The 17,952-nt window shown below is 72.8% G+C and carries 17 protein-coding genes; 13 read left to right on the top strand and 4 right to left on the bottom strand.

The features are described 5' to 3' along the window. Positions 1-5: 5 nt before the first annotated feature. Positions 6-806, top strand: a complete 801-nt coding sequence (locus ACWDXC_RS10850; RefSeq protein WP_449980471.1) for a hypothetical protein — start codon at positions 6-8, stop codon at positions 804-806. Here the strand turns inward: ACWDXC_RS10850 and ACWDXC_RS10845 are convergent. Then, positions 795-1,376: a TetR/AcrR family transcriptional regulator gene (locus tag ACWDXC_RS10845; protein WP_449980468.1), complete on the bottom strand. Its 582-nt coding sequence runs from the start codon at positions 1,374-1,376 to the stop codon at positions 795-797. The two genes, ACWDXC_RS10850 and ACWDXC_RS10845, sit on opposite strands and share 12 nt — an antisense overlap. Positions 1,377-1,457: 81 nt before the next feature. Here ACWDXC_RS10845 and paaN point away from each other — a divergent pair, with 81 nt between their 5' ends. From paaN to ACWDXC_RS10820, 5 genes are read left to right on the top strand one after another with little or no spacing between them, the layout of a single operon-like run. Beyond that, positions 1,458-3,101: a phenylacetic acid degradation protein PaaN gene (paaN, locus tag ACWDXC_RS10840; RefSeq protein ID WP_449980465.1), complete on the top strand. Its 1,644-nt coding sequence runs from the start codon at positions 1,458-1,460 to the stop codon at positions 3,099-3,101. Then, positions 3,098-3,907, top strand: a complete 810-nt coding sequence (locus tag ACWDXC_RS10835; RefSeq protein WP_219507744.1) for a 3-hydroxyacyl-CoA dehydrogenase family protein — start codon at positions 3,098-3,100, stop codon at positions 3,905-3,907. Before paaN ends, ACWDXC_RS10835 begins: the two co-directional genes overlap by 4 nt. Continuing rightward, positions 3,904-4,863, top strand: coding sequence for an MBL fold metallo-hydrolase (locus ACWDXC_RS10830; RefSeq protein ID WP_449981018.1), 960 nt, complete (start codon positions 3,904-3,906; stop codon positions 4,861-4,863). Before ACWDXC_RS10835 ends, ACWDXC_RS10830 begins: the two co-directional genes overlap by 4 nt. Before the next feature lie 13 nt (positions 4,864-4,876). Continuing rightward, positions 4,877-6,409, top strand: a complete 1,533-nt coding sequence (locus tag ACWDXC_RS10825) for an FAD-dependent monooxygenase (RefSeq protein WP_449980461.1) — start codon at positions 4,877-4,879, stop codon at positions 6,407-6,409. A 21-nt stretch (positions 6,410-6,430) separates the two neighbouring features. Beyond that, positions 6,431-7,864 (top strand): alpha,alpha-trehalose-phosphate synthase (UDP-forming), encoded by a 1,434-nt coding sequence (locus ACWDXC_RS10820; protein ID WP_364169306.1) that lies wholly within the window; start codon positions 6,431-6,433, stop codon positions 7,862-7,864. On the opposite strand, the gene ACWDXC_RS10815 is transcribed toward ACWDXC_RS10820, so the two are convergent. Beyond that, complete coding sequence (locus ACWDXC_RS10815) at positions 7,797-8,081, bottom strand: DUF4235 domain-containing protein (RefSeq protein ID WP_219507747.1); 285 nt, start codon at positions 8,079-8,081, stop codon at positions 7,797-7,799. The two genes, ACWDXC_RS10820 and ACWDXC_RS10815, sit on opposite strands and share 68 nt — an antisense overlap. A gap of 109 nt (positions 8,082-8,190) precedes the next feature. On the opposite strand from ACWDXC_RS10815, the gene valS reads away from it, so the two are divergent. Then, complete coding sequence (valS, locus tag ACWDXC_RS10810; RefSeq protein ID WP_449980457.1) at positions 8,191-10,692, top strand: valine--tRNA ligase; 2,502 nt, start codon at positions 8,191-8,193, stop codon at positions 10,690-10,692. 7 nt (positions 10,693-10,699) lie between these two features. Here valS and ACWDXC_RS10805 read toward each other — a convergent pair whose 3' ends face one another. Beyond that, entirely contained in the window at positions 10,700-12,991 is a 2,292-nt protein-coding gene (locus tag ACWDXC_RS10805; protein ID WP_449980454.1) for a DUF6351 family protein, read from the bottom strand. Between the two features lie 90 nt (positions 12,992-13,081). Here ACWDXC_RS10805 and ACWDXC_RS10800 point away from each other — a divergent pair, with 90 nt between their 5' ends. Genes ACWDXC_RS10800 through ACWDXC_RS10775 form a run of 6 tightly spaced genes read left to right on the top strand, consistent with a single transcriptional unit; the run spans position 13,082 to position 17,100 of the window. Next, complete coding sequence (locus ACWDXC_RS10800) at positions 13,082-14,335, top strand: AI-2E family transporter (protein WP_449980451.1); 1,254 nt, start codon at positions 13,082-13,084, stop codon at positions 14,333-14,335. An 11-nt stretch (positions 14,336-14,346) separates the two neighbouring features. Next, complete coding sequence (locus tag ACWDXC_RS10795; protein ID WP_357591561.1) at positions 14,347-14,901, top strand: PaaI family thioesterase; 555 nt, start codon at positions 14,347-14,349, stop codon at positions 14,899-14,901. Next, positions 14,898-15,338: a dUTP diphosphatase gene (gene dut / locus ACWDXC_RS10790; protein ID WP_219507754.1), complete on the top strand. Its 441-nt coding sequence runs from the start codon at positions 14,898-14,900 to the stop codon at positions 15,336-15,338. The genes ACWDXC_RS10795 and dut overlap by 4 nt, the downstream gene beginning before the upstream one ends. A gap of 34 nt (positions 15,339-15,372) precedes the next feature. Beyond that, the gene (locus tag ACWDXC_RS10785; protein WP_308125868.1) at positions 15,373-16,011 is read left to right on the top strand and encodes a DUF3710 domain-containing protein; all 639 of its coding nucleotides are present in this window, start codon (positions 15,373-15,375) and stop codon (positions 16,009-16,011) included. Between the two features lie 29 nt (positions 16,012-16,040). After that, a complete protein-coding gene (locus ACWDXC_RS10780; RefSeq protein WP_049570465.1) occupies positions 16,041-16,427 on the top strand; it encodes an OB-fold nucleic acid binding domain-containing protein in 387 nt (128 codons plus the stop codon). Positions 16,428-16,431: 4 nt separating this feature from the next. Then, on the top strand, positions 16,432-17,100 hold the full coding sequence (locus ACWDXC_RS10775; protein ID WP_449980446.1) for a DUF3159 domain-containing protein: 669 nt from the start codon (positions 16,432-16,434) through the stop codon (positions 17,098-17,100). 198 nt (positions 17,101-17,298) lie between these two features. On the opposite strand, the gene ACWDXC_RS10770 is transcribed toward ACWDXC_RS10775, so the two are convergent. After that, complete coding sequence (locus ACWDXC_RS10770; protein WP_449980443.1) at positions 17,299-17,952, bottom strand: tetratricopeptide repeat protein; 654 nt, start codon at positions 17,950-17,952, stop codon at positions 17,299-17,301.

The following is a 17,952-nucleotide window of genomic DNA, read 5'->3' as shown; positions in this document are numbered from 1 at the left end:
ACCGCGTGGCCGCACCTGAAAAGGATCAACAACCAGGCGACGAGGTCGCCGCCTCCGAGTCGGAGGTCGGCGAGCTCGTGGGCAGGCTCACCGCACCCGGTGAGCTCGAGCCGGCCGAGCGGCGCAGGCTGCTCGGCCGACTAGCCCGTGCCCTGTCCACGGGCGCGAGCAAGGCCAGGAAGAGCGGCGCGGGCCGTGGTCGCTGGCTGGCCGACGTCTTCCTCAACATCGCCCCCCGCATCCCCATCAGGGACCTGCACACGCTGTCCGAGCACCACCAGGGGCTGACCGGCGAGGAGCTCGCCGACGACCTCGTCCGCACCGCGCAGAAGGCCACGATGACCGTCGGGGCCATCGGCGGGGCGCTCGCCGCGGCGGAGTTCGCCGCCCCACCCCTCCTCCTCTCCGCTCCTGCCCAGCTCGTCGCCGAGACCATCGTCGTGGCCGCCATCGAGGTCAAGCTCCTGGCCGAGCTGCACGAGGTCTACGGCGTGCGCGTGCAGGGCACCGGCGCCCAGCGCGCGGTGGCGTTCACCGCCGCCTGGGCCAAGCAGCGCGGCATCGACCCGCTGGCGCCCGCCTCGGTGACGCTCGCGCTCGGCGCGGCCACCAAGACCGCGCTGCGCAACCGGCTGATGCGCACGCTGGGCCGCCACCTGACCACGCTGGGCCCGTTCCTGACCGGCGCCGTGGCCGGGGGAGCGCTCAACCGGATGGCCACCAAGAAGCTCGGCGAGGCCATCCGCAACGACCTGCGGATCAAGAGCCCGCTGCCGCCGGGGGAGCGTCCCGAGCTAAACCCGTAGCCCGCCGAACGTCATCGCGACCAGCGCGTCGGCCAGCTCGCCGGGCGAGCCGCCGCGCCCCGGCCGGTACCACTCGGTGATCGAGTTGACCGCGCCGAACAGCAGCCGCGTCACCAGCGCCGGATCGAGGTCCGGCCGGATGCTCCCCTCGGCCGCCGCCTCCTTGACCAGGTGGCTCACGAACGCGTCGAACTCCCGCCGCCGCTCCAGCGCCCGCTGCTCGGTCACGCTGTTGCCGCGCACCCGCAGCAGCAGCGTCACGTACGGCAGCCGCTCCACCAGGATGCGCACGCTCTGCCGCACCACCCGCTCCAGCCGCTCGATCGCCGGGCCCGAGGCGGCGCGCTCGTCGGCGACCAGCGCGGTCAGCCCGTCGAGCGCCCGGTCGAGCGCCCGCGCGAGAAGCTGCTCCTTGCCCGGCACGTGGTAGTAGATGGCGGACTTGGTGACGCCGAGCGCCCTGGCCAGGTCCTCCATGCTGGTCCCGTCGTAGCCGCGCTCGTTGAAGACGCGCACGGCCACGGCGAGCACGGACTCGGGGTCATGTCCGCGTTTGCGTTCGCGTTCCACGCAAGTCTTCCTTGTCAACTGACCGAATGTTCGGTAAACACTCAACCGTCCGGTCGTTCCCTGTCAAGAGGGTGAACAACGATGTTCGAACGCAACCGCGAAACCCTGGACCAGGCCCTGACCGCCGTCGCCCGGCGCGCCTACTGGAGCGCCTACCCCGAGTCGCCGAGCCCCCGCGTCTACGGCGAGGGCGCGGCCGAGCGGGGCAAGGAGGCGTTCGACAGCCTGCTCGGCAAGCCGTTCCCGCTGGAGCAGCCCGGCGAGCGGATCGGCGCCGAGCGCTCGCCGTACGGGATCGACCTGGGCGTCACCTACCCGCGCACGCCCGCCGGCGAACTGCTCGACGCCGCGCGGGCGGCCATGCCCGCCTGGCGCGACGCCGGCCCCGAGGCCCGCGCGCTGGCCTGCGTGGAGATCGTCCGCCGGATCAACGAGCGCAGCTTCGAGCTGGCCCACGCGGTGCAGCACACGACCGGGCAGGCGTTCGTGATGGCCTTCCAGGCGGGCGGCCCGCACGCGCAGGACCGCGCGCTGGAGGCGATCGCGTACGGCTACGCCGCCATGACGGCGTCGGCCGCCACGGCCCGCTGGGAGAAGCCGGGCAAGGGCGAGCCGGTCGTGATGGACAAGCGGTTCACCGTGGTGCCGCGCGGGGTCGCGCTGGTCATCGGCTGCAACACGTTCCCGACCTGGAACGCCTACCCGGGGCTGTTCGCCTCGCTGGTCACCGGCAACCCCGTCGTCGTCAAGCCGCACCCCCGGGCGATCCTGCCGCTGGCCATCAGCGTGGGCGTGGCCCGCGAGGTGCTGGCCGAGGCGGGCTTCGACCCGGCGCTGGTGCAGCTCGCCGTCGAGGAGGGCAGGGGCCTGGCCGTCGAGCTGGCCACCGATCCCCGGGTGCGGGTGGTCGACTTCACCGGCTCCACCGAGTTCGGCGACTGGCTGGAGCGCAACGCCGGGCAGGCGCTCGTCCACACGGAGAAGGCCGGGGTCAACACCGTCGTCGTCGACTCGACCGGCTCCTGGCGCGGCATGCTCGCCAACCTCGCGTTCTCGCTGTCGCTCTACAGCGGGCAGATGTGCACCGCGCCGCAGAACATCCTGGTCCCCGCCGGCGGCATCGACACCGACGAGGGGCACAAGAGCTTCGACGAGGTCGCCCGGGGCCTGGCCGCGGCGGTCGACCGGCTGCTCGGCGACGACGCCAAGGCCGTCGAGCTGACCGGCGCGATCGTCAACCCGGACGTGCTGGCCAGGGTCGAGCAGGCGCCGGAGCTGGGCGAGCCGGTCCTCGCGTCGCGGGCGATCAAGCATCCGGCGTTCCCCGACGCGGTGGTCCGCACCCCGGCGATCGTCCGCGTCGGGCCAGAGCGGGCCGACGTCTTCGGGCGCGAGCACTTCGGGCCGATCTCGTTCGTCGTCCCGACCGACTCCACCGCCGCGAGCCTCGACCTGCTGCGCCGTACGATCACCGAGCGCGGCGCGCTCACCGCGTCGGTCTACTCCACCTCGGAGGACGTGCTGGAGCAGGCCGAGCGGGCCGCGCTCGACGCGGGCGTCAACCTGTCGTGCAACCTCACCGGCGGCGTGTTCGTCAACCAGTCGGCCGCCTTCTCCGACTACCACGGCAGCGGCGCCAACCCGGCCGCCACCGCCTCGCTCACCGACCCCGGCTACGTCGCCGGCCGCTTCCACGTCGTCCAGTCGCGCCGCCCCGCCTCATGAGGATCGGCGTCATCGGCGGCGGCCGCATGGGGGCCGGGATCGCGCAGGTGTTCCTGGCCGCCGGCGACACCGTCACCGTGCAGGAGCCGCAGGCCGACGCCGCCCGCGAGCGGATCGTCCACGGGCTCGGCGTGGCCGAGTCGCGCGGCGGCGGCAGCCGGGCGCGGGCGCTGGAGCGGCTGGCCTTCGGGCCGGTCCCGGCCGACGCCGACCTCGTCGTCGAGGCCGTGCCGGAGGACCCGGCGCTCAAGGCCGTAGTGCTGGGCGAGGCCGAGTCACGGCTGGGGCCCGGCGCGGTGCTGGCCACCAACACCAGCTCGCTGTCGGTCACCGAGCTGTCGGCCGGGCTGGAGCGGCCCGGCCGCTTCCTCGGCCTGCACTTCTTCAACCCGGTGCCGGTGCAGCGGCTGGTCGAGATCGTCGTCACCGCCGCCACCGAGCCCGCCGCCCTCGACCTGGCCCGCGCCTGCGCCGAGCGGCTGGGCAAGACGAGCGTCGTCGTCAACGACTCGCCCGGCTTCGCCACCAGCCGCCTGGGCGTGCTGCTCGGCCTGGAGGCCATCCGCATGGTCGAGGAGGGCGTCGCCTCGGCCGAGGACATCGACACCGCCATGACGCTCGGCTACAACCACCCGATGGGGCCGCTCAAGCTCGGCGACCTGGTGGGCCTGGACGTGCGGCTGGCCATCGCCGACTACCTGCACGCCCGGCTGGGCCCGCGCTTCGAACCGCCCCGGCTGCTGCGCGAGATGGTCGCCGAGGGCAGGCTCGGGCGCAAGAGCGGGAAGGGGTTCTACACGTGGTGAGCAGGCCGTTCGCCTCCTCTGCGGACCTGGAGGACAAGCAGCGCAGCTTCGAGGACCTGGGCGGCGGCGTCCACGCGCTCACCGCCGAGGGCGATCCCAACGTGGGCGCCGTCGAGGGCGAGGACTTCCTGGTCTGCTTCGAGGCCATGGCGACCCCCGTGGCGGCCCGCGAATGGCTCGCCCTGCTGCGCGAGCGCACGGACAAGCCGGTGCGCTACCTGGTCCTGTCGCACTACCACGCGGTCCGGGTGCTCGGCGCCTCGGCGTTCGGCGCCGACGCGATCGTGACCCACGAGAAGACCGCCGAGCTGATCGAGGAGCGCGGCGAGCAGGACTGGGCCAGCGAGTACGGGCGGATGCCCCGGCTGTTCAAGGACCCGGCGTCGATCCCCGGCCTGACCAGGCCCACGGTGACGTTCGGCGACCGGATGACGATCGAGCTCGGCGGCGACCGGGGCCGGGTGGAGCTGCACTACTGCGGGCGCGGCCACACCGAGGGTGACCTGGTGGCGTGGCTGCCCCGGCAGGGCGTGCTGTTCGCCGGTGACCTGGTCGAGTCGCAGGCCGCCCTCTACACCGGCGACGCCTTCCACCGCGACTGGGCCGGCCCGACCCTGGACCGGGTGGCCTCGTTCGGCGCGACGACGCTGGTCGGCGGCAGGGGCGCGGTGGCGCGCGGCAAGGCCGGGGTGGACGCGGCGATCGGGCAGACCCGCGACTTCCTGGCCGTCATGCTCGCCGAGACCGGGCGGGTCCGCGAGCGCGGCGGCACGCTCAAGGACGCCTTCCAGGCCGTGCACCGGGCGCTCGCCCCCCGCTACGGCTCGTGGCCGATCTTCGAGCACTGCCTGCCGTTCAACGTCTCCCGGCTGTGGGACGAGCTGGACGGCGTGACGCGCCCGCGCGTGTGGACCGCCGAGCGCGACTGGCAGGTCTGGGCCCAGTTGCAGTCCTGAAGGGAGCCTCCTGTTGGCGGAGCCGCAGGTCATCGTCGTCGGCGCGGGCCCGGTCGGGCAGAGCGCGGCGCTGCTGCTGGCCCGCTGGGGCGTGCCGGTGCTCGTGCTCGACCAGCGCGAGCGGCGCGACGCCACCGGGTCGAGGTCCATCTGCCAGCAGCGTGACGTGCTCGACATCTGGGCCGCCGCGGGCGCCGGGCGCATCGCCGAGGAGGGGCTGGCGTGGACCACCGCCCGCACCTACTACCGGGGCGAGGAGCTGTTCTCCTGGACGTTCGGCGGCCAGGGCCCGCTGCCGCCGTGCGTGAACATCTCCCAGGCCCGCACCGAGGAGATCCTCGACGAGGCCATCGCCGGGCAGCCGCTGATCGAGGTGCGCTGGGGCCACCGGGTGACCGGGATCGAGCAGGACGGCGGCGGCGTCACCGTGCGGTGCGGCGAGCGCGTCCTGCGCGCCCCGTACGCGGTCGTGTGCGCGGGGGCGCGGGCGCAGGAGCTGCGGCGGGCGCTAGGCGTCACGTTCGAGGGGGAGACGTTCGGCGACCAGTTCCTCATCTGCGACATCCGGGCCGACCTGCCGGGCTGGGAGCACGAGCGCCGCTTCCACTTCGACCCCGAGTGGAACCCGGGGCGGCAGGTGCTCGTCCATCCGTGCCCGGGGTCGTCGTACCGGATCGACTGGCAGATCCCGCCGGACCACGTCCCGTCCGCGGAGGAGGTGGACAGGCGGATCCGGCAGGTGATCGGCGGGCGCGACTACGAGCTGCTGTGGCAGTCGACCTACCGCTTCCACGCGCGGGTGGCCTCCCGGATGCGGGCCGGGCGGGTGCTGCTCGCGGGCGACTGCGCGCACCTGGTGGCGCCGTTCGGGGCGCGCGGCCTCAACTCGGGCGTGCCCGACGCCGAGAACGCGGCCTGGAAGCTGGCCTTCGTCCTCCACGGGTGGGCGCCGGAGGAGCTGCTGGAGAGCTACCACGCCGAGCGGCACGCGGCGGCGCTGGAGAACCTGGAGGTGACCGGCGCCACCATGCGCTTCCTGGCGCCCCGCACCGAGGAGGAGCGGGCCCGGCGGCGCGCGGCGCTCGGCAGCGGGCGGCCCGAGCAGGTCGACTCCGGCCGGTTCGCCGAGCCGTTCTGGTACGTGGACTCGCCGCTCACCACGCCGGAGCCCACCCGTCCGTTCCGGGGCCGGCCACCCAGGGGATCGCCGTGCGAGCCCGCGCCGGGAGTGATCGTGCCGGACGTGCCGCTGCCCGGGGGACGCCTGCGCGAGCACTGCCGCGATGGATTCCTGGTACTCCTGGGTGAAATGTGCGATTCGGGTTTGTTTGCCCAGGTCTTGGGCAAGGTCACCTTGGCGCCGCTCGCCGTACGCGAGCTCGCGGAGATGGACGGGACCGGCACGCTCGCTGAGAGGCTCGGCGCTGGACCTGGCGAAGCATGGCTGATCAGGCCGGATGCCCACATCGCCGCGATCATCCCCCACGCGGGGCCCGAGACGGTGGCGGACGCCGTGAGACGCGCGTCGCGTCTCGCGTACCAATGAGCCTTTGGGAGGAGATCTCGGGTGGTTGGCCGTAGTTCGTTTCTGATCGTCGCGAACCGGTTGCCGGTGGACCGGACCGTCGACCCGGACGGAACGGCCTCGTGGCGCAGAAGCCCCGGCGGGCTGGTCACCGCCATCGCGCCGGTCATGCAGCGCCGCCACGGCGCCTGGCTCGGCTGGCACGGCGCGGCCGACGAGGAGCTGGAGCCCTTCGAGCAGGACGGCATGAGCCTGATCCCGGTGCCGCTGTCGGCCGAGGAGGTCGAGCTCTACTACGAGGGCTTCTCCAACGCCACGCTCTGGCCGCTCTACCACGACGTGGTCGCGCCGCCGGTCTTCGAGCGGCCCATGTGGGAGACCTACCGCGCCGTCAACGAGCGCTTCGCCGCCGCCGCGGCCGAGGCCGCCGAGGAGGGCGCCGTCGTCTGGGTGCAGGACTACCAGCTCCAGCTCGTGCCCGCCCTGCTGCGCAAGCTCCGGCCCGACCTGCGCATCGGCTTCTTCCTGCACATCCCGTTCCCGCCGGTCGAGCTGTTCTGGCGGCTGCCGTGGCGCAGGGAGCTCGTCGAAGGGCTGCTCGGCGCCGACCTGGTCGGCTTCCAGCTGCCCGGCGGCGCCTCCAACTTCCGCCGCCTGTGCCGCCGGCTGCTCGGCGTCCCGTACAAGGGGAACGAGATCTTCCTGGAGGACCGGGTCGTCACCACGCAGGCGTTCCCGATCTCCGTCGACTTCGGCGAGCTCGACTCCCTCGTCCGCGAGCCGAACATCATCTCCCGGGCCAAGGAGATCAGGGCCGAGCTGGGCGACCCCGAGCACGTGCTGCTGGGCGTGGACCGGCTCGACTACACCAAGGGCATCGGCCAGCGCCTGGAGGCGTTCGGCGAGCTGCTCAAGGACGGCCGCATCGCCCCCGGCGAGGCGACGTTCGTGCAGATCGCCACCCCGAGCCGCGAACGCGTCGAGGAGTACAGGCGGCTGCGCGACGACATCGAGCTGCAGGTGGGCCGGATCAACGGGGAGAACGCGGTCTTCGGCGGCCAGCCGATCCAGTACTTCCACCAGTCCTACGGCAAGCAGGAGCTGGCCGCGCTCTACCTGGCCGCCGACGTCATGGTGGTCACGCCGCTGCGCGACGGGATGAACCTGGTGGCCAAGGAGTACGTCGCCTGCCACCACGACCTGAGCGGCGCGCTGGTGCTCAGCGAGTTCGCCGGGGCGGCCGACGAGCTGCGCCAGTCCTACCTGGTCAACCCGTACGACGTCGAGGACGTCAAGCGCCAGATGCTGGCCGCGATGCGGGCCACGCCGCACGAGCTGGCCCGGCGCATGCGCACGATGCGCCGCCGGGTCGCCACCTACGACGTGGACCGCTGGGCCAGCGAGTTCCTCACAGCTTTGGAGACGCCTGCTTCAGAGCCCGCCACGAGTCATAGCGCTTCTTGGCGGTCCGGTTGACCACGATCTGCGCCACCGACATGCCCACGCCCATCACGACCGCGTAGCCGATCGCCTCACCCATGTTGACCTCGGGCGAGTCGGGATCGACAGGAGGCTCCTTGCCCGTCGCCTTGACCCAGGCGTAGCCGAGGAGCTTCCTGGCCGCCCACGCGGTCACCAGCCCCACCAGACCGCCAACCACCCGCCAGGCGACATCGGGCTTGTCATCAGCCATCCGACCTTCTCCCTTCCCCTTTGTAACGAACACTAGTCTCTACCGCTTCTGCGCCCGCCAAGCCGTACCATAAGGAGGCATGACTCAGCAGCGACTACGCCATGCCCTCATGCCCGAGAAACCGACTCTCGACGGCTTGGAGCAGGTATGGGTAGCCCGCTGGGACGAGCAGGGCACCTACCGCTTCGACCGCACGAGCCCGCGTGAGCGGGTCTACGCGATCGACACGCCGCCGCCCACCGTCTCCGGCTCGCTGCACGTCGGTCACGTCTTCTCCTACACCCACGCCGACATCATGGCCCGTCACCAGCGCATGCTGGGCAAGTCGGTGTTCTACCCCATCGGCTGGGACGACAACGGCCTGCCGACCGAACGGCGGGTGCAGAACGTCTACGGCGTGCGCTGCGACCCGTCCCTGCCCTACGACCCCGGCTTCACTCCGCCGGACAAGCCGGGCAAGCGCGAGATCTCCATCTCGCGGCGCAACTTCGTGGAGCTGTGCCACAAGCTGACCGAGATCGACGAGCAGGCGTTCGAGGAGGTGTGGCGGCGCGTCGGCCTGTCGGTCGACTGGTCGCTGCTCTACACCACGATCGGCGACGACTCGCGGCGCGTGTCGCAGCGGGCGTTCCTGCGCAACCTGGCGCGCGGCGAGGCCTACCTGGCCGAGGCGCCCACCCTGTGGGACGTCAGCTACCGCACCGCCGTCGCCCAGGCCGAGCTGGAGGACCGGGAGTGGCCCGGCGCCTTCCACCGGATCTCCTTCTACGGCGAGAAGGGCCCGGTCTGGATCGAGACGACCCGGCCCGAGCTGATCCCCGCCTGCGTGGCGCTGGTCGCCCACCCCGACGACGAGCGCTACCAGCCGCTGTTCGGCACGTCGGCGCTGTCGCCGCTGTTCGGCGTCGAGGTGCCGATCCTGGCCCACCACCTGGCCGAGCCGGACAAGGGCTCCGGCATCGCGATGATCTGCACGTTCGGCGACATCACCGACGTGACCTGGTGGCGCGAGCTCAACCTGGAGACCCGCCCGGTCATCGGCTGGGACGGCCGGCTGCTGCCCGAGCCCCCGGAGGGCGTCGAGCCCGGCCCGTACAAGGAGCTGGCCGGCAAGACCGTCCACAGCGCCCGCGAGCGGATCGTGGAGCTGCTGCGCGAGTCCGGCGACCTCGACGGCGACCCGCGCCCGGTGCAGCGCACGGTGAAGTTCTACGAGCGCGGCGACAAGCCGCTGGAGATCGTCACCACCCGGCAGTGGTACATCCGCAACGGCGGGCGCGACGAGGCGCTGCGCGAGCGGCTGCTGGAGCGCGGGCGCGAGCTGGAGTGGCACCCGCCGCACATGCGGGTCCGCTACGACAACTGGGTGCAGGGCCTGTCCGGCGACTGGCTGATCTCCCGGCAGCGCTTCTTCGGCGTGCCGTTCCCGGTGTGGTACCGGCTCGACGAGGCCGGGCAGCCGGTCTACGACGAGCCGATCACGCCGCCCGAGGAGTCGCTGCCGATCGACCCGTCGTCCGACACCCCGCCGGGCTACACCGAGGACCAGCGCGGCGTGCCCGGCGGGTTCATGGCCGACCCCGACGTGATGGACACCTGGGCCACCTCGTCGCTCACGCCGCAGATCGCGGGCCGCTGGGAGACCGACGACGACCTGTTCCGGCGGGTCTTCCCGGCCGACCTGCGCCCGCAGTCGCACGAGATCATCCGCACCTGGCTGTTCGCCACCGTGGTCCGCTCCCACCTGGAGTTCGGCAGCACGCCGTGGAGCGACGTGGCGATCTCCGGCTGGATCCTCGACCCCGACCGCAAGAAGATGTCCAAGTCCAAGGGCAACGTGGTCACCCCGATGGACCTGCTGGAGCAGCACGGCTCCGACGCGGTCCGCTACTGGGCGGCGGGCGGCCGCTACGGCGTCGACACCGCGTTCGACGCCGGGCAGCTCAAGATCGGCCGGCGGCTGGCCATCAAGATCCTCAACGCCTCCAAGTTCGTGCTCGGGCTCGGCGAGGGCGGCGGCGAGGTGACCGAGCCGCTCGACCTGTCGATGCTCGCCGCCCTGTCCGCCACCGTCCGCGAGGCCACCGAGGCGTTCAGCGCCTACGAGCACACGCGGGCGCTGGAGGCCGTCGAGCGGTTCTTCTGGACGTTCTGCGACGACTACCTGGAGCTGGTCAAGGCCAGGGCGTACGAGGAAGGCGCGGTGGCGGCGTCGGCGCACGAGGCGCTGCGGCAGGCGCTCGACGTGCTGCTGCGGCTGTTCGCGCCGTTCCTGCCGTTCGTCACCGAGGAGGTGTGGTCGTGGTGGCGCGACGGCTCGGTCCACCGGGCCGCCTGGCCCGAGGCCGGGCAGCCGGGCGGCGACCCCGCCGTGCTGGAGGCCGCCTCCCAGGTGCTGCGCCAGGTCCGCAAGGCCAAGTCCGAGGCCAAGGCGTCGATGCGGGCCGAGGTGTCCCGGCTCACCGTGACCTCGCCGCAGGCCGCCCTCATCCGGCTCGCCCAGGACGACCTGTGCGGGGCGGGCGCGGTCGAGGAGTTCGTCCTGGAGCAGGGCGAGAGCCACACCGTCGAGGTCCTGCTCGGCTCCCCGGCCGTAGCAGCCGTCCAGTAGCCGCTGTTCAGTAGTCGCACACGCCCGTCGGGAAGATCTGCTCCAGGCGGGCGCGTTCGGCCGCCGAGGGCGTCCACGCGCCGTAGAGGCCGCGGGCGATCGCCCTCGACACCGGCTGGAGCCGGCACGCGTAGACGCCGCCCTCGATCGGCCCGCCCGCCACCACGCGGGAGGTCGAGTAGAGCGGGAACGCCTTCGTGCACGCCCCCGGCTCCCGCCGGTCCAGGATGCCGTCCCACACGTGCGGCCCGGCCGCGATCTGCGTGCCGTCCACGGCGAAGCAGCGGTCCACCGCCTCGGCGGGCCTGTTGCCCGTCACGCCGCGCCACGGCCGCTCCCGGATCGCGGTCAGCCACTCCTCCATCACGGCCAGCGCCTCGGGCGTCGCGTCGGAGCGCGGCTCGGGCCGGGCGTCGGTGAACCAGATGACCTGGTTGCCCGCCCGGCCGTCGTAGTCCAGCATGCGCTTGCGCGTGGCGAACGACTGGTGGGCGTTGTGCATGTTCAGCCGCTCCTCCAGGTACGGCCGCCAGTCGATCACCGGGATGTCGATGTCGCCGCCGAACACCAGGCCGCTGCGCAGCACGTTCCTGACCGCCACCGGGTCGGGCGCGCGGCGCGGCGCCGGGTCGCCCAGGTTCATGTTGCGCGCGCTCCACGGGTCGGCGTCGCCGGGGCAGGCCGGCGGGGTGAACGGGCAGCCCTCCTGCACCATGTCGGCCTGCTCCTTCCACGAGCCCGCCTTCGCGTTCACGTCCAGGAACTCCGCGGGCGTGATCACGCCGTCCGTGAGCGCCTTCAGCCCGTACTGGACGCCCACGTTGCCCCACGCCGAGCGGGCGTACCCGGCGGCGTCCACCCCGTACACCTTGCGCAGGTCGTCCCAGTGCGTCCACTGGACGCTCTCCTTGACGCCCGGCGGGTCCGTCCGCTCCCACTCCGGAGCGTCGTCGTCGGTCCACCGCGGGTTCATGGCCAGCGGGGTCAGGCCGCGCCAGCCGGTCACGCACTCGTCCGAGCCGGGCTTGCCGGTGAACGGGTTCACGACCGTGTCGCTGGCGTTCATGCCGATGAGCGCGGTGCGGTCCTCCCAGCGGGCCCAGCGCGGGTTGCCGTCCATGTACCGTTCGAGCAGCTCGCAGTCGCCCACGTGGATGGTCTGGGTGACCATGTCCGGATAGGAATACTGGGCGATGGCCGCGTCGATGATCCGGTTGCCGTGGTTCTGTCCGTAGATGTACTGCTGGATGCCGCCGCCCGAGCCGCCCACGCCCACCGTGTACAGCGGCACCCCGTACGTCTCGACGAAGCGCTCCTTGACCATGAGCGCCGTCTCGCCGCCCAGGATCAGGTTGTAGTGGGTCGAGGTGCGGGTGCCCGACGAGTGCAGGATCGCGTACCCCTTGCCCAGCCCGTACGGGTCCAGCGCCCCGGAGCCGAGCGTGCCCTGGTCGTGGCCGATCGCCACGCCGCCGTCGAACTGGTAGACAGCCCGGCCGGTGTAGCCGTCCTCCAGCGCCGCGATCGAGTAGACGAACCGGTTGATCACGCCGCGCTCGCGCCGCACCACGAAGTCGACCGTCCGGCCGTCCAGCGTCGTGGTCGTCGCCAGGTCCGCCGGGCGGCCCTGCGGCGGCATCGGCTTGAACGCGCCGCCGGTCGAGCGGTAGAGGCGGTCGGTGACCGGGGGCGCGAAGCAGTCGCGGCTCCAGCCGCCCGCCACCCGCATGCCCTGACCGTCCCGGTTGTCGGCCACGGGCGGGCCGAGCCCGCTCCGCTCCGTCTTGCACACGAACGGGTACTGGTGCTCACCGGAGAAGATCGGGCCGGAGATCGGGTGGTTGCGCACCCGCAGCGAGTCACGGTGCCGGCCCGCGTACGCGGTGATCGTGCCCGTCCCGGCCGCCAGCCCCGTCACCAGGCCCGTGTACGAGCGCCCGCCCGGGTCGGCCCGGAAGGCCGAGCTGACGTCGGCGCCGTCACGCAGCACCCTCGGCCGCTCGCCGCGCGGCACCCGTACCCGCACCAGGGCGTCACCGCCGCTGACCTGGTCGGCCCGGCTGGAGAGCACCTCGACCGAGACCTTCACCGAGACCTTCACCGAGAGCTCAGTCGAGAGCTCAGTCGAGAGCTCGCCTCCGGCTCCGCCTCCGCCTGCCCGCGCCGGGGAGGCCGGACCCGCCGCCAGCCCCAGGACGACCGCGAGCGCCACCGCGCCCGCCTTCCTGACCCCGCCCGGCTTCCTGACCCCGCCCGGCTTCCTGACCCCGCCCGCCTTCACGGCCCCGACTGGATTCATGACCATGACGGTGACACGGCGGCCCCGCCTTGCCCAGGCCCGAACTTTTAACCGCGCGCATCCTCGGCTCCGGCGTGCCAGTCTTGAAACGTGCTGACCGACCGACCCACCAAACTCGTGCCCCCCGTGCTCGCCCGCATGGCCGCGTGGTGCCTGTGCCTGGTCCTCGTCGGCGTGGTCGTCTACTTCTTCGTCCAGGTGATCGCCCGGCTCAGCTTCGTGGCGCTGCCCGTCGCGATCGCGCTGCTGCTGACCGCGCTGCTCTTCCCGCTGACCCGCAGCCTGCGCGAGGCCGGGCTGCGGCCCATCTGGGCCACCTGGCTCACCATGCTCGCCGCGCTGGCCGTGCTGGTGGGGACCGGCTGGCTGGTCGGCGTGCGCGCCACCGAGGAATTTCCCAACCTGGTCAAGCAGGTCGAGGCCACCGTCGCCGACGTGCAGCAGTGGCTCACCACCGGGCCGCTGCACCTGGAGCAGGCGCAGATCAGCGCGTACGTCGCCGAAGTCGTCAAGATGATCAACGCCCAGCGCGACGCCATCACCGGCACCGTGCTGTCCGCCGGGGCGGTGGCCGTCGAGGTGCTCGCCTCCATCGTGCTGCTGCTGTTCGTGACGTTCTTCCTGCTCAAGGACGGCGAGCGGATCTGGTCGTGGTTCCTCAAGGGGTTCGGCGGGATGTCGCCGCGCGTCGACCGGGCCGGGCGGGCCGCGTGGACCACGCTGTCGCACTACGTGCAGGGCAGCGTCCTGGTGGCCGCCGTGCACGGCGTCGTCATGGGCATCGTGCTGGCCGGCATGGGGGTGCCGCTGTGGGCGCCGCTGGCCGTGCTCATCTTCTTCGCCAGCTTCATCCCGATCGTCGGCATCTTCTTCGCCGGCACCGTCGCCACCCTGGTCACGCTGGGCGCCAAGGGCATCGTCTACGCGCTCATCTTCGTCGGCATCCTGGTCATCGAGCAGCAGCTGGAGAACCACGTGCTGCAGCCGCTGATCGTCGGCCGGGCGCTGCGGTTCCACCCGCTGGCGATCATCCTCGTGCTGTCCGTGGGCGGCATCCTGGCGGGCATCGCGGGCGCCGTCGTCGCGGTGCCGATCGCCGCCGTCATCTACCGCGCGCTGCCCGAGCTGCGCTCCGACCCGCCCTCGCTGCCGCCCCCGCCCCGCCCAGCCGGTGACGCCGGGACAGGCCCGCCGGACGGGCCGCAGGACGGGCCGCAGGACGGGCCCACGGACGGGCCGTCGGACGGCCCTTCGGAAGACGGAGGCCCCGACGGGCCCTTGGATGATCCCCCGCAACAGGGACGTTCCCCCGCCGCGACCCGGGCCGGTGCCGACACGGAGTAGCCTCGTCACCCGTGACTCGTTCCACCGTTACCACCCCGCCGCCCGGCGCCGAGCCGCCCAAGGCGCACCCCGGCGCCCCCGGCCCCGGCGCCGCCCTCGGCTCCCACTACAGCCGCTGCTTCGGCTGCGGCGCCGACCACCCCACCGGCCTGCACATCAACGCCGTCACCCCGGACGGCAACACCGTCGAGGCCGAGTTCACCGTGGGGGAGGCGCACCAGGGCGCGCCCCGGCTCGCGCACGGCGGCGTGCTCGCCGCTGCCATGGACGAGGTCATCGGAATGTCCGTCTGGCTGTTCCACAAGCCCTATGTCACGGGACGGCTGGAGACCGACTACCTCCTCCCCGTTCCCGTGGGCACGACACTCCACCTGCGTGCCTGGTGCAACGGGATCTCGGGCCGCAAGGCGTACCTTGAGGCGGAGGGGCGCATCGGCGCCCCCGACGGCCCGGTCGCCGTTCGCGCGGCGGCGCTGTTCATCGAGGTGGACATGGCGCACTTCGCCGAGCACGGCGACCTCGCGGCCATCGCCGCCGAGCACCAGGACTACGAGGTGAACCCGTGACCGAGGTGGAGGTCCTCATCCAGCGCCTCGACCCCGGGCTGCCGGTGCCCCGCTACGCCCACCCCGGCGACGCGGGCGCCGACCTCTACTCCGCCGAGGACGCCGAGCTGCTGCCGGGGGAGCGGGCCGTCATCCGCACCGGCGTGGCGATCGCGCTGCCCGACGGCTACGCGGCCTTCGTCCACCCCCGCTCCGGCCTGGCCGCCAGGCACGGCATCACGATGGTGAACGCCCCCGGCACGGTCGACGCCGGCTACCGGGGCGAGGTCAAGGTCACGCTGATCAACACCGACGCGAAGGAGCCGTTCCGGCTGCGCCGCGGCGACCGGCTGGCCCAGCTCGTCTTCCAGAGGGTGGAGCGGGCGGCCTTCCGCGAGGTGGAGAGCCTGCCGGAGTCCGCTCGGGGCGCCGGCGGGCACGGTTCGACCGGACGCTGAAAGACACTGACAAGATCAGGGAGAGTGAGACAACGTGTTGCGACGTCGCCGTCGTGAGCAGCCGGAGCAGGTGGCGGAGGAGACCGCCGCCGTCCCTGCGCGCGAATCCGGCCCGTGGGACGCCGACGAGCCCCACCCCGACCACGACCGCACCGACCTGGGCGGGCTGCGCCTGCCCCACAACCCGGCCTTCGACGTCCGGCTGGCCTCCGTGGGGGACCAGCACGTCGGCGTGGTCGCGCTGTGGGAGGAGAGCTCGCTGCAGCTCCAGGCGCTGGCCGCGCCCAAGAGCTCGGGCCTGTGGGACGAGATCAGGACCAAGATCAAGGCGAGCGCCCCGGCGCTGGAGGAGCGCGAGGGCCCGTTCGGCCCCGAGCTGGCCGGGCAGATCCCCGTCGAGGGCGGCAGCCGCCCGGCCCGCTACCTGGGCATCGACGGCCCCCGCTGGTTCCTGCTCGCCGTGATCAACGGCCGCGCCGCGGTCGACGACACGGTGGCCGAGGCGTTCGTCGAGTTCGTCAAGGACGTGGTGGTCGTCCGGGGCGACGAGCCGATGGCCCGGGAGGAATCGATCCCGCTGCGCCGCCCCAACGAGCAGCCGGTCGCCGAGCAGCCCGAGGCCCAGCAGCAGAACCCGTTCAAACGCGGCCCCGAAATCAGCGAGATACGCTGACGCGTCCTTATCACATAGGCTGAACCATCATGAGTACGGCAGAGCCTCCGAAACGCGGAGGATTGCGGGCCTTCTTCAGCAGGCTGGCCACGAGCCGGTCCGAGCTGGAGGCACAGGAGCTTCGTGAGGGCGCCGACGAGGCAGGCGCCACGCCCATCGCCTCGTGTGGCGGCCGACGCCGGTTCTGCGTAGCCGGTACGCTACGGACGGTCACCCTGCGTCCGCGAGGCGGCGCCCCCGCCCTGGAGGCCGAGCTGTACGACGGCTCCGACGTGATCGACCTGGTGTGGCTCGGCCGCCGCAAGATCGCGGGGATCGAGCCGGGCCGGCCGGTCAAGGCCGAAGGGCTGGTCAGCATGCAGGACGGCCGCAAGGTGATGTTCAATCCGCGATACGAGCTGCGCCCAGGGAGTTGATCAGGTGAGTGCTGAGGCCGGAGAAGCCGCCCACGACACCGTCGAGGCGGCGGTGCGAGCCCAGCTCGCCAAGGCGTTCGGCGGCGTGCGCGGCATCATCGAGGCGGCGGTGCCGACGATCGCCTTCACGCTGACCTGGATCACGACCGAGCAGCTCCGGCTGTCGCTGATCGTCAGCATCGCGCTGGCGGTGGCGCTGCTGCTGGTGCGGCTCGTGCAGCGGTCCACGCCGCAGTTCGTGATCAACAGCCTCATCGGCATCGCGATCGGCGCGTTCTTCGCCAGCCGCACCGGTGACGCGAAGGACTACTTCCTGCCCGGCATCCTGTGGAACGCCGCCTACTCGGTCGGGATGCTGGTCTCGATCGTCGCCCGGTGGCCGGTCGTCGGCTTCCTCATCGGGTCGGTCACCAACGACCCGGTGGGGTGGCACAAGGACCCCGGCATCGTGAAGCTCTGCACCCGGCTCACCTGGCTGCTCATGATCCCGTGCGTGGTGCGGGTGGCCGTGCAGCTTCCGGTCTACCTGTTCGGCGGCGGCGACCCGGCGGTGGCGGCGCTCGGCTTCGCGAAGATCGTCATGGGCTGGCCGTTGCAGGTGGCGGCGCTGGCCGCGATGGTGTGGGTGCTCGGCCGGGGTCGCACTCCGCTCAACCCGCCCGCCCCGGCCTGACCCCGTCCGCCCGGCGAACCCGTCTCTCGAAGGAGAGGCGGGTTCCGTCATTCCGGGGGCTTCCCGGGCCCGGCGGAGAAGCCGGTGCCGGAGTGGCGGGGGCCGGAGTGGCGGGGGTCCGAAGAGGGCGGGGGTCCGAAAGGGGCGGGCCTCAGGTCCGAAAGGGGCGGGCGGGCCTCGGGTTCGAAGCGGACGGCGTCAGAGGCGGGTGCGGGCTTGGTCGAGCTGGCGCATGATCCGTACGGCGCCGCACGACTCGGCCAGGGCGTAGGCCTCGTCCGCCAGGGCCCGCGCCTCGGCGGGGCGGCCCTCGTCGATCGCCAGGTGGACGAGCCCGACCTGGTTGGCGGCCACGCCCGCGAGGTGGCCGATCCGGCGGCGCAGCCGGGTGGACTCCGTCAGCCGTTCCCGGGCGGCCTCCAGGCGGCCGGCGGCGTGGTCGGCGATGCCCAGGTGCCGCAGCGCGTACGCCTGGGTGCCGAGGTCGCCGGCCCGCTCGGCCAGCTCCACGGCGCGTTCGAACAGGGGGACCGCCGTGCCGGGGTCGTCGCGTACGACCTGGTGGAAGCAGCCCGTCCAGAACAGCGCCTCCGCCTCGCCCGCCGGGTCCCCGAGCGCCCGGTAGAGGCGGGCGGCGCGCTCGAAGAGCGCGAGCTCGGCGGCGTCGGCGCGCCGGTCCTCCAGGAAGCGCGCGTGCAGGACGCGGCCCCGGGCGACGGCGAGGCGCGCCTCCACCACGTCGAGCTCCCGGCCGGCCGCCTCCAGCGCGCCGTCGTCACCGGCGAAGACGGCGCGGTCGCACAGCCGTCCGGCCCGGTCGATCCCGTCTCCGTCCTGCGTGGGCGTCGTCAT

The organism is Nonomuraea sp. NPDC003214, from assembly GCF_053590035.1.
Note: the sequence above shows the minus strand (reverse complement) of the source record. Positions and strands in the feature narration are given on the sequence as shown.